16 protein-coding genes are annotated in these 16,536 nt (G+C 72.0%); 14 read left to right on the top strand and 2 right to left on the bottom strand.

Features of this window, described 5'->3' with window-relative positions; genetic code table 11:
* Positions 1 to 49 precede the first annotated feature (49 nt).
* Both ACFV57_RS27365 and ACFV57_RS27370 read left to right on the top strand, forming a co-directional pair.
* On the top strand, positions 50 to 841 hold the full coding sequence (locus ACFV57_RS27365; protein WP_385237795.1) for a polysaccharide deacetylase family protein: 792 nt from the start codon (positions 50 to 52) through the stop codon (positions 839 to 841).
* Positions 841 to 2,049, top strand: coding sequence for a YncE family protein (locus ACFV57_RS27370; RefSeq protein WP_385237728.1), 1,209 nt, complete (start codon positions 841 to 843; stop codon positions 2,047 to 2,049). The genes ACFV57_RS27365 and ACFV57_RS27370 overlap by 1 nt, the downstream gene beginning before the upstream one ends.
* Positions 2,050 to 2,114: 65 nt before the next feature.
* Here the strand turns inward: ACFV57_RS27370 and ACFV57_RS27375 are convergent, their stop codons facing one another.
* Both ACFV57_RS27375 and ACFV57_RS27380 read right to left on the bottom strand, forming a co-directional pair.
* Positions 2,115 to 3,785 (bottom strand): hypothetical protein, encoded by a 1,671-nt coding sequence (locus tag ACFV57_RS27375; protein ID WP_385237731.1) that lies wholly within the window; start codon positions 3,783 to 3,785, stop codon positions 2,115 to 2,117.
* Between the two features lie 134 nt (positions 3,786 to 3,919).
* Entirely contained in the window at positions 3,920 to 6,118 is a 2,199-nt protein-coding gene (locus ACFV57_RS27380) for an elongation factor G-like protein EF-G2 (RefSeq protein ID WP_385237734.1), read from the bottom strand.
* Between the two features lie 276 nt (positions 6,119 to 6,394).
* Here ACFV57_RS27380 and pgsA point away from each other — a divergent pair, with 276 nt between their 5' ends.
* The 12 genes from pgsA (at position 6,395) to yajC (ending at position 16,530) form a co-directional block, all read left to right on the top strand.
* Positions 6,395 to 7,051, top strand: a complete 657-nt coding sequence (gene pgsA, locus ACFV57_RS27385) for a phosphatidylinositol phosphate synthase (RefSeq protein WP_385237737.1) — start codon at positions 6,395 to 6,397, stop codon at positions 7,049 to 7,051.
* On the top strand, positions 7,048 to 8,043 hold the full coding sequence (locus ACFV57_RS27390; RefSeq protein WP_385237740.1) for a phosphatidylinositol mannoside acyltransferase: 996 nt from the start codon (positions 7,048 to 7,050) through the stop codon (positions 8,041 to 8,043). Before pgsA ends, ACFV57_RS27390 begins: the two co-directional genes overlap by 4 nt.
* A complete protein-coding gene (locus tag ACFV57_RS27395) occupies positions 8,040 to 9,200 on the top strand; it encodes a glycosyltransferase family 4 protein (RefSeq protein ID WP_385237742.1) in 1,161 nt (386 codons plus the stop codon). The genes ACFV57_RS27390 and ACFV57_RS27395 overlap by 4 nt, the downstream gene beginning before the upstream one ends.
* Before the next feature lie 845 nt (positions 9,201 to 10,045).
* Positions 10,046 to 10,591: a hypothetical protein gene (locus ACFV57_RS27400; protein WP_385237745.1), complete on the top strand. Its 546-nt coding sequence runs from the start codon at positions 10,046 to 10,048 to the stop codon at positions 10,589 to 10,591.
* A 143-nt stretch (positions 10,592 to 10,734) separates the two neighbouring features.
* Positions 10,735 to 11,664, top strand: coding sequence for a pyridoxal 5'-phosphate synthase lyase subunit PdxS (pdxS, locus tag ACFV57_RS27405; RefSeq protein WP_385237747.1), 930 nt, complete (start codon positions 10,735 to 10,737; stop codon positions 11,662 to 11,664).
* A 55-nt stretch (positions 11,665 to 11,719) separates the two neighbouring features.
* Positions 11,720 to 12,307, top strand: a complete 588-nt coding sequence (gene pdxT, locus ACFV57_RS27410; RefSeq protein WP_385237750.1) for a pyridoxal 5'-phosphate synthase glutaminase subunit PdxT — start codon at positions 11,720 to 11,722, stop codon at positions 12,305 to 12,307.
* A 104-nt stretch (positions 12,308 to 12,411) separates the two neighbouring features.
* Complete coding sequence (locus ACFV57_RS27415; protein WP_385237753.1) at positions 12,412 to 13,164, top strand: YebC/PmpR family DNA-binding transcriptional regulator; 753 nt, start codon at positions 12,412 to 12,414, stop codon at positions 13,162 to 13,164.
* Between the two features lie 150 nt (positions 13,165 to 13,314).
* Positions 13,315 to 13,941, top strand: a complete 627-nt coding sequence (gene ruvC, locus ACFV57_RS27420) for a crossover junction endodeoxyribonuclease RuvC (protein WP_385237756.1) — start codon at positions 13,315 to 13,317, stop codon at positions 13,939 to 13,941.
* Positions 13,938 to 14,567, top strand: coding sequence for a Holliday junction branch migration protein RuvA (gene ruvA, locus ACFV57_RS27425; protein ID WP_385237759.1), 630 nt, complete (start codon positions 13,938 to 13,940; stop codon positions 14,565 to 14,567). Before ruvC ends, ruvA begins: the two co-directional genes overlap by 4 nt.
* Positions 14,564 to 14,695 (top strand): hypothetical protein, encoded by a 132-nt coding sequence (locus ACFV57_RS27430; protein WP_385237762.1) that lies wholly within the window; start codon positions 14,564 to 14,566, stop codon positions 14,693 to 14,695. Before ruvA ends, ACFV57_RS27430 begins: the two co-directional genes overlap by 4 nt.
* Before the next feature lie 11 nt (positions 14,696 to 14,706).
* Complete coding sequence (gene ruvB / locus ACFV57_RS27435) at positions 14,707 to 15,807, top strand: Holliday junction branch migration DNA helicase RuvB (protein ID WP_385237797.1); 1,101 nt, start codon at positions 14,707 to 14,709, stop codon at positions 15,805 to 15,807.
* A 162-nt stretch (positions 15,808 to 15,969) separates the two neighbouring features.
* Positions 15,970 to 16,530, top strand: a complete 561-nt coding sequence (gene yajC, locus ACFV57_RS27440; protein ID WP_385237765.1) for a preprotein translocase subunit YajC — start codon at positions 15,970 to 15,972, stop codon at positions 16,528 to 16,530.
* Positions 16,531 to 16,536: the final 6 nt, after the last annotated feature.

The raw sequence follows: 16,536 nt of genomic DNA on the forward strand, positions 1-16,536 counted from the left end.
GGACAGGGTGCCCTCTAATGGTGAGGTGACTTCCCTGCATCGTCGCTCCGTGCTGCGCGCCGCCCCGGCCGCGTTCGCGGGTGCGCTCGCGCCGGGGTGCGCGACGGCCCGTACGGACACCGCTTCCGTACGGGCCACCGGCTCCCCGCCACCGGGCGGGACCGGCCCGCCGGACCCGGGGCCGCGCCCGTCCGGCCCGCCCGCCTCGGGCGCCGCCCGCCCGCCGACCCGCGCGCCCGGCCTGCCCGTACAGATCCAGCACGGACCCCCGCGCGGCAACGCGCTCGCCCTCACCTTCCACGGTCAGGGCGACGCCGCGACCGCCACCGCGCTGCTCGGCGAGGCCGAGCGGGCCGGCGCCCGGGTGACCGTGCTGGCCGTCGGCAGCTGGCTCGACGAACAGCCCCGAATGGCCCGCCGCATCCTCGACGGCGGCCACGAACTGGGCAACCACACCCAGCGCCACCTCGACATCTGCGCGATGACGGCCGAGGACGCGTACGCCGAGATCAGCGGGTGCGCCGAGCGGCTGCGGAAGCTGACCGGCACCATCGGCAGCTGGTTTCGCCCCTCCCGCACGCAGCACGCCACCGAGCTGGTCACCCGGCTGGCCCGCAGGGCCGGATACCCGCACGTCCTCTCCTACGACGTCGACTCCCTCGACGCGGACGACCCGGGCGCCCCCGCGGTCCAGCGCACCGTGCTGGACCGGGCCCGCGCCGGATCCATCGTGAGCCTCCACCTCGGGCACGCCGGCACGGTTGCCGCGCTGCCCCCGATCCTCGACGGCCTGCACCGGCGCGGACTGCGCGCGGTGACGACAACGGAGCTTGTGACCTGATGGCTGACCGGACCCGTAACCAAGACCCGAAGCGTGCCCGCGCCGGCCGGCGGGCCGCGCTGCTGGCCGTCGCCTGCGCACTGGCGGCGGCGGGGTGCGGCGGCGGCAGCGAGATGAAGGCCGCCGACCGCAGCCCCGGGGCCTCGTCCCCGGCCTCGCCCGCCCAGGCCGCCAAGTCCGTGCTGCCGGGGATGCCGCCGCTGCTGGACGAGCACGACGTGTACGCGGCGGACCGCCCCGGCAAGCTCGCGCCGCAGGTCAAGGACTTCCCCTCACGGGTGTACGTGCCCAACACCGGCTCGGACACGGTCAGCGTCATCGACCCGAAGACGTACCAGGTCATCGAGACCATCCCGGTCGGGGTGCAGCCGCAGCACGTCGTCCCGTCGTGGGACATGAAGACCCTGTGGGTGAACAACAACCGCGGGCACGACCTGACCCCCATCAACCCGGCCACCGGCAGATCCGGCAAGTCGGTGGACGTGCACGACCCGTACAACCTCTACTTCACCCCGAACGGCAAGTACGCGGTCGTGATGGCCTCCATGGACAAGGAACTCGTCTTCCGCGACCCGAAGACCATGGCGGTGCGCAAGACCGTCCCGGTCACCTGCGCGGGCGTCAACCACGCGGACTTCTCGGCGGACGGCAAGTACTTCATCGTCTCCTGCGAGTTCTCCGGCGAGCTGCTCAAGGTCGACACCGAGCGGATGAAGGTCGTCGGACAGCAGAAGCTGCCGTTCCGGGGCGCGATGCCGCAGGACGTGAAGATGTCGCCGGACGGGAAGACCTGGTACGTCGCGGACATGATGGCCGACGGCATGTGGGTGCTGGACGGCGAGAAGTTCCGGACGCCCCGGCTGATGCCGACCGGCAAGGGCGCCCACGGCCTCTACGTCAGCCGCGACTCCCGGAAGATGTACATCTCCAACCGGGGCGAGGGCTCGGTGTCCCTGCTGGACTTCAAGAGCGGCGACCTCGTCGACAAATGGCACATCCCCGGCGGCGGCAGCCCGGACATGGGCGGGGTGTCCGCCGACGGCAAGGTGCTGTGGCTGTCCGGCCGCTACAACTCCGAGGTCTACGCGATGGACACCCGGACGGGGAAGACCCTGGCCAAGATCCCGGTGGGGGAGGGGCCGCACGGTCTGGCGGTCTATCCGCAGCCGGGGAGGTACTCACTGGGGCACACGGGGATCTTCCGGTAGACGGGGCGCCGGGCCGGCCGCCTGCGACCGACCCGGGGTTCCCGGCCACCCGCCACGCCGGGCGGCTACGCGTTGTACTCGTCCGCCTTCTTCGGCTCGGCGGCCTGCACCTGGCCGCTGAGCGCCAGCGAACGGCTGTCGAAGCGCGAGATGTCCACGCCGTTCTCCTTGAGCACGCTCAGCGCGGCGGAGTGCACCACGCGCAGCACCGGCGTCGCGGCGCGCAGCGCGTCGTCGGCCATGAAGCGGTGCCGCCAGGGCTTGTCGGCCCAGGCGTGCCGCAGACCGAACGGCTCCGGCAGCGTCAGCTTCCCGCCGAGGAACTCCAGGAAGCCGGGGAACCACGTCAGCGGGGCGCGGGCGGCGAGCCGCACCACCTCGCTCGCGTCCACCAGCGGCAGGCTGACGGACCTGGTCTCCCAGAACTTGACCGTCTTGGAGACGCTCTTGGTCTTCGGCGAGGGCTTGGACGTGAACAGCGGGTTCACCGGGCCCAGGGCGTGGCCGGTGACCTCGACGCGCAGCGTCTCGTGCAGCACCGTGACGGTGATCAGCAGGGTTATCACCAGCTGGCCGTCCCACAGCACGAACTGGACGCCGAGGTAGTGCCGGCTGCCGCTGCCGAACTGCTGCTCGTTGCAGATCCGCTCTATCTCGTGGCCGCGGACCTGGAACGCCTCCACCTCGGTGCCCGAAGGGCGGGACACCGAACCGGCCTTCTCGCCGACCGGCACCACGACCCAGTGCCGTACGGACGGGGCGTCCTTGAAGCCACCGGTGTGCAGCGGGCTGCGCTCCAGCAGGCGCAGCCGGTCGTGGATGACGCGGATGACGTCGTAGCTGCGGAACGGGTTGATCTCGCTGCCCCCGTCGGCGGGCCGCAGCTCCTCGGCCATCTGCCAGCTGCCCCAGCGGGTGCCCATGCCGAGTATGCCGTTGGGGCCGGCGTAGAAGGCGACGTTGCTGTGCTGTTCGGCGGTGAGCTTGGCCAGGTTCTGGCGCATCTGCTCGGCGGCGGTCTCGTTCGGGTCGCGGGGGACCGCCTCGGGGATCTTGGCGCCCACGCCGCCGCCTTCGAGCAGGCCCTTCCAGGCGTCCCGCAGGTCCCGGGCGGTGGTCTCACTGATCCGCTTCGCCCACCACCAGCCGATCACCGGCACCACGACCATGGCCCGCAGATACACCGACCAGAACCCGGTGAACGGCAGCTTGACCAGGAAGAGCACCGCGATACCGGCCACCGCGATCATCAGCGCCACGCCGAGCGCCGAGGTGCCGGTGCCCTGCGCCTTCGAGAGCAGCTTCTTGAGCTGGAAGGCGCCCAGCCACAGCAGTACGCCGGGCAGGAACAGCAGCCCGAAGCCCACCATCAGGAAGGTCAGCTTCACATCGCGGATCTTGCGGATGCGGATGGCGGCCAGGCAGTGCTCGACGACCGTCTGCGGTTCGATGCCGAAGGACTGGATGAGCGCGCCACGGCCGCCGCCGAGCATCCGCAGCTGGAGGGCGCGGGAGAACGCCTCTCCCAGATTCGGTTCGAACAGGGAGAGTTTGGGCGGTTTGATGGTCGACTTCGCGGTGGCGGAGTCGGCCTTGGAGATGTCGGCGAGCGGGTTGTCCCGGTACGCCGCCGAGGCCAACGCCTGGGTGGCCGCGGTCTGTCCGGCACCGCCGGACAGCGGGACCTGGGCCCCGGGACTGAAGTCGAAGCCGTCTGCTGCCACTACCGCCCCCATCGCCCGCCCGCATCCGCTGCTGCGGCCTTCTTCCCAACTACCGTCGGTCGCACACCTTCTGAGCTGCGATCACAGCGTACCGCTGCCGTCCACCCCGGGAGTGCCGAGGTGGACGGCGTGCGGCCGGCCACGGCTCACGAGCCGTTCTCCTCCTGTTCGCGCAGCTTCGCGGCGAGCTGCGGCGGCATCGGCTCGTGCCGCGTGTAGGAACGGTGGAAGCGGCCGGTGCCGTGGGAAAGGGAGCGCAGGTCCACGGCGTACCGGCTGATCTCGATCTCCGGCACCTCGGCCCGGACCAGGGTGCGCCCGTGCCCGGCCTGTTCGGTGCCCACCACCCGGCCGCGCCGCCCGGACAGATCGCTCATCGCCGCGCCGACGAAATCGTCCGGAACCAGTACGGTCACCTCGGCCACCGGCTCCAGCAGATGGATACGGGCGTCGGCGGCGGCCTCGCGCAGCGCCAGGGAGCCCGCCGTCTGGAACGCGGCGTCGGAGGAGTCCACCGAGTGCGCCTTGCCGTCCAGCAGCGTGACCCGGACGTCGACCAGCGGATATCCGGCCGCGACGCCGCGCAGGGCCTGGGCCCGTACGCCCTTCTCGACGGACGGGATGAACTGCCGGGGCACCGCGCCGCCCACGACCTTGTCCACGAACTCGATACCGCTGCCGCCCGGCAGCGGCTCCACCTCGATCTCGCAGATCGCGTACTGGCCGTGGCCGCCGGACTGCTTCACGTGCCGTCCGCGGCCCGCCGCCTTGCCGCCGAAGGTCTCCCGCAGCGAGACCTTGTACGGCACGGTGTCCACCTGCACGCCGTACCGGGAGCGCAGCCGCTCCAGCGCCACGTCGACGTGCGCCTCGCCCAGGCACCACAGCACGACCTGGTGGGTGCCCTGGTTGTGCTCCAGGCGCATCGTCGGGTCCTCGGCGACCAGGCGGGACAGGCCCTGGGAGAGCTTGTCCTCGTCCGCCTTGCTGTGGGCCTGGATGGCGACCGGCAGCAGCGGGTCCGGCATGGACCACGGCTCCATCAGGAGCGGCGCGTCCTTGTCGGACAGCGTGTCACCGGTCTCGGCGCGGGTCAGCTTCGCCACGCAGGCCAGGTCGCCGGCGATCGCCTTGGACAGCGAGCGCTGCACCTTGCCGAACGGGGCGGACAGCGCCCCGATCCGCTCGTCCACGTCATGATCCTCGTGGCCCCGGTCCTGCAGGCCGTGCCCGGACACGTGCACCGTCTCGTCCGGGCGCAGGGTGCCGGAGAAGACCCGTACCAGCGAGAGCCGGCCGACGTACGGGTCGGAGGAGGTCTTGACCACCTCGGCGACCAGCGGGCCCGCCGGGTCGCAGGTCAGCGAGGGCCGGGGCTTGCCGTCGGGGGTGGTGACCGCGGGAGCCTCGCGCTCGGCCGGGGTGGGGAAGCCGCGGGCGATCAGGTCCAGCAGCTCCACGGTGCCCAGGCCCTGCCGGGCGCCCTCCACGGCCGGCGCGGCGGCCAGCACGGGGTGGAAGGTGCCGCGCGCGACCGCCGTCTCCAGGTCCCCGACGAGCGTCTTGACGTCGATGTCCTCACCGGCGAGATAGCGGTCCATGAGGGACTCGTCCTCGCTCTCGGCGATGATGCCCTCGATGAGCCGGTTGCGGGCCTCCTCGATCAGCGGCAGCTCGTCCTCCTTCGGCTCGCGCTCGACGCGTTCGCCGGAGGAGTAGTCGAAGACCCGCTGGGAGAGCAGCCCGATCAGGCCGTTCACCGGCGCGTGGCCGTCGGCGCCCGCCGTGCCGTACAGCGGCAGGTACAGGGGCAGTACGGCGTCGGGATCGTCGCCGCCCAGGGCGCTGCCGCACAGCCGGGTCATCTGGTCGAAGTCGGCGCGCGCCGCCTCCAGGTGCGTGATGACCAGCGCGCGCGGCATCCCGACCGCGGCGCACTCGTCCCAGACCATGCGGGTCGCGCCGTCCACACCGTCCGCCGCCGAGACGACGAAGAGGGCCGCGTCCGCTGCTCGCAGACCGGCCCTCAACTCCCCGACGAAGTCGGCGTACCCGGGTGTGTCCAGTACGTTGATCTTGATCCCGCCGTAGTCGACGGGGACCAGGGACAGCTGCACCGACCTCTGCTGCCGGTGCTCGATCTCGTCGTAGTCGGACAGACAGCCGCCGTCCTCGACCCGGCCCGCCCGGTTGACCGCCCCGGTCGCCAGCGCGAGCGCCTCCACCAGCGTCGTCTTCCCCGCACCACTGTGGCCGACCAGCACCACATTCCTCAGGGACGTGGGCTGGTCGGCCGATGTCGCCCTGCCGGCGGCTCCCGGATGTGTCCTCGTCTTCTCGCCCATGTGTCTCGCCTCCCGGTCGACACTTTGCGGTGGTTCGAGCTTTCCACCCTGGTCATGGCACGTCCATACATCGCACAAGGGACGATCAGGGATCTTGTGGGGCGCCCCCCGCCGCGCGGGCCCCGTGGGGTCGGCGACCGCCCCGGGGACGTCGTGGCCGGTCACGGGTCGTGCCCCGGGCCGTGGTGGGTTCGCGGTACGCGGGTGCCTCCTGGCTACGATGGGCCAGCCGGTGGCCCCTTGACCGCGCGGCCCGTATCGACCTCCGGGAAGGCCATGCTGAACACGTACGCGCGTGCTTTCTTCACGCGTGTCCTCACGCCATTCGCCGCCCTGCTCATCCGCCTCGGGGTCAGCCCGGACGCGGTCACCCTCGTCGGCACGGGGGGTGTGGTGGCGGGTGCCCTGGTCTTCTTCCCGCTCGGCGAGTTCTTCTGGGGCACCATCGTCATCACCCTGTTCGTGTTCTCGGACCTGGTGGACGGCAACATGGCACGGCAGCTGGGCCGGTCCAGCCGCTGGGGGGCCTTTCTCGACTCCACTCTCGACCGGGTCGCCGACTCGGCGATCTTCGGCGGGCTGGCGCTCTGGTACGCGGGGGCCGGCAACAGCCTGTGGCTCTGCGCCGTGGCGATCTTCTGCCTGGCCGGCGGGCAGGTGGTCTCGTACACCAAGGCCCGTGGCGAGAGCATCGGACTGCCGGTGAACGTCAACGGACTCGTGGAGCGGGCCGAGCGGCTCGTCATCACGCTGGTCGCGGCCGGCCTCGCCGGACTGCACGACTTCGGGGTCCCCGGCGTCCAGTACCTGCTGCCCGTCGCCCTGTGGGTGGTGGCCGTCGGCAGCACCGTCACCCTCGCGCAGCGCGTGGTGACCGTACGCCGGGAATCCGCCGAGGCCGACGCCATCGCACAAGGGGGGAACAGCGCGTGACGCGCACGACTCGTACGGCCGCCGGCCGTACCCGCACGATCATCGACCGCGAGAAGCTGACGGACGGGGCGTACGCCCTGGGCTGGGGCGCGGTCAAGAGGCTCCCCGAACCTGCCGCCAACGCGCTGGGCCGCCGGGTCGCCGACGCGGTCTGGAAGCGGCGCGGCAAGGGGGTCCTGCGCCTGGAGGCCAACCTCGCGCGCGTCGTGCCGGACGCCACACCGCGGCGCCTCGCCCAGCTGTCCCGGGCCGGGATGCGCTCCTACGTGCGCTACTGGATGGAGTCCTTCCGGCTGCCGGTCTGGAGCAAGGAACGGATAAGGACCGGATTCGCGCCGGCCGACGTCCACCACCTGGAGGACGGGCTCAAGAGCGGCCGCGGCGTGATCCTCGCCCTGCCGCACATGGGCAACTACGACATCGCGGGCGCCTGGGTCACCACCAAGCTGGGCGTGCCCTTCACCACCGTCGCCGAACGCCTCAAGCCCGAGTCGCTCTACGACCGGTTCGTCGCCTACCGCGAGGGCCTGGGCATGGAGGTGCTGCCGCACACCGGCGGCGCCGCGTTCGGCACCCTGGCCCGGCGGCTGCGGGCCGGCGGCCTGGTCTGCCTGGTCGCCGACCGGGACCTGTCCGCCTCCGGCATCGAGGTCAAGTTCTTCGGCGAGGCCGCCAAGATGCCGGCCGGGCCCGCGATGCTCGCGGTGCAGACCGGGGCGATGCTGCTGCCGGTCACCCTGTGGTACGACCGAAGCCCCGTCCTGCAGGGACGGGTCCACCCGGAGGTCGAGGTGCCGCAGACCGGCACCCGCGCCGAGAAGGCCGCCACGATGACGCAGCAGATGGCCGACGCCTTTGCCTCCGGCATCGCCGACCACCCGGAGGACTGGCACATGCTGCAACGCCTGTGGCTCGGTGACCTGGAGCCGCGCGAGCCCGCCCGGCGCGCCGACACGCCGCGCGACGGCGCCCCGCGATCGGAGCAGCCTTGAGGATCGGGATCGTCTGCCCGTACTCCTGGGACGTCCCGGGCGGCGTCCAGTTCCACATCCGGGACCTGGCCGAACACCTCATCCGGCTCGGCCACGAGGTGTCGGTACTCGCGCCGGCGGACGACGAGACACCACTGCCGTCGTACGTGGTCTCCGCCGGACGTGCCGTACCCGTGCCGTACAACGGTTCGGTTGCCCGGCTCAACTTCGGCTTCCTCTCGGCGGCCCGCGTCCGCCGCTGGCTGCACGACGGCGCCTTCGACGTCATCCACATCCACGAACCCGGCACCCCGTCGGTCGGACTGCTCGCCTGCTGGGCGGCGCAGGGCCCGATCGTGGCGACGTTCCACACCTCCAACCCGCGCTCCCGCGTCATGATCGCGGCGTATCCGATCCTGCAGCCCGCGCTGGAGAAGATCAGTGCGCGGATCGCGGTGAGCGAGTACGCCCGGCGCACCCTGGTCGAACACCTCGGGGGCGATGCGGTGGTCATCCCCAACGGCGTCGACGTCGACTTCTTCGCCCGGGCCGAGCCGAGGCCCGAGTGGCAGGGCCGCACGATCGGCTTCATCGGGCGCATCGACGAGCCGCGCAAGGGACTGCCCGTCCTGATGCGGGCACTGCCGGAGATTCTCGCCGCGGTCCCGGACGCGCGGCTGCTGGTCGCGGGCCGCGGCGACGAGGCGGAGGCCGTCGCGGAACTGCCCGCCGAGCTGCGCTCGCGGGTGGAGTTCCTCGGCATGGTCAGCGACGAGGACAAGGCGCGGCTGCTGCGCAGCGTCGACCTGTACGTCGCGCCCAACACCGGTGGCGAGTCGTTCGGCATCATCCTCGTCGAGGCGATGTCGGCGGGGGCGCCGGTGCTCGCCAGCGACCTCGACGCGTTTGCGCAGGTCCTGGACCAGGGGGAGGCGGGCGAGCTGTTCGCCAACGAGTCCGCGGAGGCGCTGGCCGCCGCGGCCGTACGGCTCCTGGGCGACCCCGAGCGGCTCGCGGAGCTGCGGGAGCGGGGCAGCCGGCATGTGCGGCGCTTCGACTGGTCGACCGTGGGGGCGGACATTCTCGCCGTGTACGAGACGGTTACCGCGGGGGCGGCGATGGTTGCGACGGATGAGAGGGTGGGGTTGCGGGCTCGGTGGGGGTTGGCTCGGGACTGATGCGCTGCGCGCTTTGCGCGCGGTTTTCCGTTTGTGGTTGCGCTTTGCGCTTCGCGCTTTGCGTTTTGCGCTTCGCGCGGGGGTTGCGCTGTCGCGCGGGTCGCGTTGCTTTCGTTCTGGGGGCGGGGGTGCGCAGGGGGCCAACTCCTCGACACCGTGCACGTCATCGGTGACGTAGTTGTGAACCCAGATACCCGGCTGCTCTGCGGGGATGGCCCCCTACGCACCCCCTCCGGCCGGTTTGGCGCGTGCGGGACAGCTGGTGGGGAAGATTTCGATCACCCTGGTCGGCGCCCCACCATGCGGTGAGGCTCGCGGTGCGTGAGGGGCGGGAGGCCTGCCCACCACCCGGGTAGTAGGACGGCCCCCGGGGCTCCCCACCGCGCTCGCCCCGCTCCGCGGGGCGAGCCCACCCCCTGCGCTCCGCGCAGGAGCCCCGGCCCGGTCCAGCGCTTCGCGCCGGACCGGGCTGTGTGGTTCCCAGCCACGTCGTACGGATAGTCGCCCACGGCGCGGGGCTCGGGTCCACGCAGGGGTCTCCCCGCAGAGCAGCCGGGTATCTGGGTTCACTACTAACTTCCCCGTTGCCGTGCACGGTGTCGAGGAGTGACCCCTGCGGGGGCCCGAGCCCCCCACCCACCGGACAGACAGCGCACAACGCGCACCCCCAACCACACCGCCCCACGCGCGCAACGCGCGCTCCGCACAATCACAGCCCGTCCGGCGTTTGAGGACACCTGAACGCCGGCCACCGCGGCGGTAAAGCCGCACCCCTCCCGACAAACACCGCACCGGGCCCCCACGAACGCCGAAGGGCGACCCCACGGCCGGTACTGTGACCCCGCGTGACCACTTTGATCTGGATCGCGGCCGCCCTCGTCGTCATCGGCGTCTACCTGAGCTGGACCGCGGGGCGCCTGGACCGCCTGCACGCCCGCATCGACGCCGCCCGCGCGGCGCTGGACGCGCAGCTGTTGCGGCGGGCCTCGGTGGCCCAGGAGCTGGGGACGTCCGGCATTCTCGATCCGGCCGCCTCGATCGTGCTCTACGAGGCCGCGCACGAGGCGCGGCAGGCGGCGGAGGAGCAGCGGGAGGTCGCCGAGAGCGGGCTGAGCCAGGCGTTGCGCGCGGTCTTCGACGACGTGGGGCAGCTCGACGCCGTACGGGAGGCGCCGGGGGGCGAGCAGACGGTCACCGAGCTGACGGCGGCGGTGCGGCGGGTGCCGATGGCGCGGCGGTTCCACAACGACGCCGTACGGGCGGCCCGTGCCGTACGGCGTCACCGGGTGGTGCGCTGGTTCCGGCTCGCGGGGCACGCGCCGTTCCCGATGGCCTTCGAGATGGACGACGAGCCCCCGGCCGTTCTCGACGACCGCGCGGCCGGTCACTGATCCGGGGCGGCGGACGGGTGCCCTCCGGGCCGCGTGCGCCTGGTGACGAGCCACTGCCTTCCGATTGGCCCTTTTCAGTGGCCCGGCGCAAACGGTTGTGTGGGCGGCGGAGTACAACCGCCCGCACTTAGTGAGGTCATACCGTGTCCACCACGCCCAACGCCACGTCCGCCACCGCTCCCGCCGGGAACCCCGAGACCGGTACCGCCCGCGTCAAGCGCGGCATGGCCGAGCAGCTCAAGGGCGGTGTGATCATGGATGTCGTCACGCCGGAGGAGGCGAAGATCGCCGAGGACGCCGGCGCGGTCGCGGTCATGGCCCTGGAGCGGGTCCCCGCGGACATCCGCAAGGACGGCGGGGTGGCCCGCATGTCCGACCCGGACATGATCGACGGCATCATCGACGCGGTCTCCATCCCGGTCATGGCCAAGTCCCGGATCGGCCACTTCGTCGAGGCGCAGGTACTCCAGTCCCTCGGTGTCGACTACATCGACGAGTCCGAGGTCCTCACCCCGGCCGACGAGGTCAACCACTCGGACAAGTGGGCGTTCACCACCCCGTTCGTGTGCGGCGCCACCAACCTGGGCGAGGCGCTGCGCCGTATCGCCGAGGGCGCGGCGATGATCCGCTCGAAGGGCGAGGCCGGCACCGGCAACGTCGTCGAGGCGGTGCGCCACCTGCGTCAGATCAAGGGCGAGATCGCCAAGCTGCGGGGCTGTGACAACAACGAGCTGTTCGCCGCGGCCAAGGAGCTGCGGGCTCCGTACGAGCTGGTCAAGGAGGTCGCCGAGCTGGGCAAGCTGCCGGTGGTGCTGTTCTCCGCCGGCGGTGTGGCCACCCCGGCCGACGCCGCGCTGATGCGCCAGCTCGGCGCCGAGGGCGTCTTCGTCGGCTCCGGCATCTTCAAGTCCGGCGACCCGGCCAAGCGCGCCGCCGCCATCGTCAAGGCGACCACGTTCTACGACGACCCGAAGGTCGTCGCGGACGTCTCGCGCAACCTGGGCGAGGCCATGGTCGGCATCAACTGCGACACCCTCCCCGAGGCGGAGCGGTACGCCAACCGCGGCTGGTGAGCGGGCGGACGGGCGCCGAGAGCGCGAAGACGGCGAGCGGGAGAACGACGGACGGATGAGTACCCCCACCATCGGCGTGCTGGCCCTTCAGGGCGATGTGCGCGAGCATCTGACGGCGCTGGCCACGGCGGACGCCCTGGCCAGGCCGGTGCGCCGGCCCGAGGAGCTGGCCGAGGTCGACGGCCTGGTCATACCGGGCGGTGAGTCCACGACCATGTCGAAGCTGGCGGTCGTCTTCGGGATGCTGGAGCCGCTGAGGGAGTTCGTGGGCTCCGGAAAGCCGGTGTACGGCACCTGCGCCGGCATGATCATGCTGGCCGACAAGCTGCTGGACGGGCGTGCGGACCAGGAGACGCTGGGCGGCATCGACATGATCGTGCGCCGTAACGCCTTCGGGCGGCAGAACGAGTCCTTCGAGGCGGCCGTCGAGATGGCCGGGATCGGGGGCGGGCCGGTCCAGGGCGTGTTCATCCGCGCGCCCTGGGTCGAGTCGACGGGGGCCGCCGTCGAGGTACTGGCGGCGTACGACGGGCACACAGTGGCGGTCCGGCAGGGTAACGTCCTTGCCACGTCCTTCCATCCGGAGCTCACCGGCGACCACCGGGTGCACGCGTACTTCGTCGAGATGGTGCGCCGCGCGTAGGGGTCCGCCGCGGGCCGCCCGCCGTGTGTGCGGCGGCCCGATCTCGTCCCGGTAGGATCTGTGGCGTTCGTTTCTCAACCTGGTTACGCGAAGGAGACAGGCGGATGTCCGGCCACTCTAAATGGGCTACGACGAAGCACAAGAAGGCCGTGATCGACGCCAAGCGCGGCAAGCTCTTCGCGAAGCTGATCAAGAACGTCGAGGTCGCGGCCCGCACCGGCGGCGCCGACCCCGACGGCAACCCGACCCTCTTCGACGCCATCCAGAAGGCGAAGAAGAGCTCGGTGCCGAACAAGAACATCGACAGCGCGGTCAAGCGCGGCGCGGGTCTCGAAGCCGGCGGCGCCGACTACGAGACGATCATGTACGAGGGCTACGGTCCCAACGGTGTCGCGGTGCTCATCGAGTGCCTCACCGACAACCGCAACCGCGCGGCCTCCGACGTCCGCGTCGCGATGACCCGCAACGGCGGCTCGATGGCCGACCCGGGCTCGGTCTCGTACCTGTTCAACCGCAAGGGCGTGGTGATCGTCCCCAAGGGTGAGCTGAGCGAGGACGACGTGCTCGGCGCGGTCCTGGACGCGGGTGCCGAGGAGGTCAACGACCTCGGCGAGTCCTTCGAGGTGCTCAGCGAGGCCACCGACCTGGTCGCGGTCCGCACGGCTCTCCAGAAGGAGGGCATCGACTACGACTCCGCCGACACCAACTTCGTGCCGACCATGCAGGTCGAGCTGGAGGAAGAGGGCGCCCGCAAGATCTTCAAGCTGATCGACGCGCTGGAGGACAGCGACGACGTGCAGAACGTCTTCGCCAACTTCGACGTGTCCGACGAGGTCATGGCGAAGGTCGACGCCTGACGGGCGGTCAACTGCTGCGGCGGCGACGGGCCGGCGGGGACACACCCCGCCGGCCCGTCCTGCGTTGTCAGTGGCAGCGGATACTGTGCTGATCAGGGGTTCGAACCCCGCGTGAACAGCTGTCCAAGGGGAGAAGTGGGGGAGCGGCCGATGAAGGTGCTGGGTGTGGACCCGGGGCTGACGCGCTGCGGTGTCGGCGTGGTCGACGGCGTCGCGGGCCGCCCGCTCACGATGGCCGCAGTCGGTGTCGTACGGACACCGGCCGACGCGGACATCGCGCGGCGCCTGGTGCTCATCGAGCGCGGCATCGAGGAGTGGCTCGACGAGCAGCGGCCCGACTGCGTCGCCGTCGAGCGCGTCTTCAGCCAGCACAACGTGCGTACGGTCATGGGCACCGCCCAGGCCAGCGCGGTCGCCATGCTGTGCGCCGCCCGCCGCGGACTGCCCGTCGCGCTGCACACCCCCAGCGAGGTCAAGGCCGCCGTGACCGGGTCGGGCCGCGCCGACAAGGCGCAGGTCGGCGCGATGGTCACCCGGCTGCTCCGGCTGGACGCCCCGCCCAAGCCGGCCGACGCGGCGGACGCGCTGGCGCTGGCCATCTGCCACATCTGGCGCGCGCCCGCCGTCAACCGCCTCCAGCAGGCGCACACCGCCAACCGGCTCCAGCAGGCACAGGCGGCCGCCCGGGCCCGCCCGGCGCCCGCGCCCGTCCGACGTACCCCCGCACGCGCACCCGGGCCGCGGCCCGGGACACCCCAGAAGGGCACCACCCGATGATCGCCTTCGTCTCCGGCCCGGTCGCGGCCCTGGCCCCGGACACCGCCGTCGTGGAGGTCGGCGGCATCGGCATGGCCGTCCAGTGCACTCCGGGCACCCTGTCCGGGCTGCGCATCGGCCAGCAGGCCAAACTGGCCACCTCCCTTGTTGTACGGGAGGACTCGCTCACCCTGTACGGCTTCGCCGACGACGACGAGCGGCAGACGTTCGAGCTGTTGCAGACCGCCAGCGGGGTGGGCCCGCGCCTGGCGCAGGCCATGCTCGCGGTGCACTCCCCGGACACGCTGCGCCTCGCCGTCGCCAATGGTGACGAGAAGACGCTCACGGCCGTGCCCGGCATCGGCAAGAAGGGCGCCCAGAAGCTGCTGCTGGAGCTGAAGGACCGGCTCGGCGCCCCCGTCGGCACGGGTGGCGCGGGCGGCGCGGGCGTCGGCAGCGCCGTGACGGCCGGCTGGAGCGATCAGCTGCACGCCGCGCTGATCGGCCTCGGATATGCGACCCGGGAGGCCGACGAGGCGGTGTCCGCCGTCGCGCCGCAGGCCGAGGCGGCCGTCGCGGAGGGCGCGGCGCCGCAGGTGTCGCAGCTGCTCAAGGCCGCCCTCCAGTCGCTGAACCGGGCGCGGTGAGCGCCGTGCACCGCACGGCGCCGGGCCGCGCCCCGGACCGGCACGGCCCGGCGGCAGGCCGGATCGGCCACCACCCCCGCAAGAAGCGCGACGCGAAGCCGGCCGCCACGGCCGGTACGACCACGTGAGGCAGGACGCAGTGAACTGGGACGAGCCCACCGAGACCGCGGCCGACCCGCTCGCGGGCGGCACGGCCGAGCGGCCCGACCGGCTGGTGGGGCCCGACGCGGACGGCGAGGACACCGCGGTCGAGGCCGCGCTGCGCCCCAAGGACCTGGAGGAGTTCGTGGGGCAGGAGCGGGTGCGCGAGCAGCTCGACCTGGTCCTGCGCGCGGCCCGGGCCCGCGGCGCCACGGCCGACCACGTCCTGCTCTCCGGCGCCCCCGGCCTCGGCAAGACCACCCTCTCCATGATCATCGCCGCCGAGATGGGCGCCCCGATCCGCATCACCTCGGGCCCCGCCATCCAGCACGCCGGCGATCTGGCCGCCATCCTGTCCTCCCTCCAGGAGGGCGAGGTGCTCTTCCTCGACGAGATCCACCGGATGTCCCGGCCCGCCGAGGAGATGCTCTACATGGCCATGGAGGACTTCCGCGTCGACGTCATCGTCGGCAAGGGCCCCGGGGCCACCGCCATCCCGCTGGAGCTGCCGCCGTTCACCCTGGTCGGCGCCACCACCCGGGCCGGTCTGCTGCCCCCGCCGCTGCGCGACCGCTTCGGCTTCACCGGCCACATGGAGTTCTACGCCCCCGGCGAACTGGAGCGCGTCATCCACCGCTCCGCCGGCTTGCTGGACGTGCACATAGAAGCCGAGGGCGCCGCGGAGATCGCCGGGCGCTCCCGCGGCACCCCCCGCATCGCCAACCGGCTGCTGCGCCGCGTCCGCGACTACGCGCAGGTCAAGGCGGACGGCGTGGTCACCAAGGAGACCGCGGCGCAGGCCCTGGACGTCTACGAGGTCGACGGCCGCGGCCTGGACCGCCTGGACCGCGCGGTGCTCAACGCGCTGCTCAAGCTGTTCGGCGGCGGACCGGTTGGCCTGTCCACCCTGGCGGTGGCCGTGGGGGAGGAGCGTGAGACGGTCGAGGAGGTCGCCGAGCCGTTCCTCGTCCGGGAGGGCCTGCTGGCCCGTACGCCCCGGGGCCGGATCGCCACCCCCGCCGCGTGGGCCCACCTGGGCCTCGTGCCGCCCCAGCAGCAGGCGGGGGGAAGCGGACAGCAGGGGCTCTTCGGGGCGTGACGGCGCGGGGACTCGCCGGGTCAGGAACTGCGGTGCCATGCTGGGCGTTGTTCCACCGGTGCGGACTCGCTTAGACTCCGCCGATGCCGACCGTATGGTCCGGCATTTCCACCCCCGTATATCAGACCGCGGACTTGCGGTCGTGCGAAGGATTTCCGTCCCGTGAGTATCGTGACTCTCCTCCCCTTCATCGTCCTCATCGGGGCCATGTTCCTGATGACCCGGTCCGCCAAGAAGAAGCAGCAGGCGGCCGCGCAGATGCGCGATGAGATGCAGCCCGGCACCGGCGTCCGGACGATTGGGGGCATGTACGCCACCGTCAAGGAGATCCACGACGACACCGTCCTCCTTGAAGTGGCCCCCGGTGTGCACGCCCTCTACGCGAAGAACGCGGTCGGCGCGGTCCTCCCGGACGAGGAGTACAACCGCATTCTCGACGGCGCCGAGTCGGGCAAGGACGAGGCCGTCGTCCCGGACGACGCCTCCTCGCTGACCGACGGCGTCGCCGCCACGGGCGAGCAGGCCGACGCCGGTGACAAGCCCGCGAACCTGGAGAAGTCGCCGAGGGCCGACCTCACCAAGGACGAGGCCGCCGACGACGCGAAGGACGCCGGCAAGGCCGAGGACGCCGCTGCCGAGGACGCCAAGAGCGGCGCGTCGGCCGACAAGGCTGACAAGTCCGACAAGGCTGACAAGAAGGACGGCGGCGCCGACGCGAAGTAGCCCTGC

The sequence above is a fragment of the Streptomyces sp. NPDC059788 genome (genome assembly GCF_042732265.1).
Classification (GTDB): domain Bacteria; phylum Actinomycetota; class Actinomycetes; order Streptomycetales; family Streptomycetaceae; genus Streptomyces.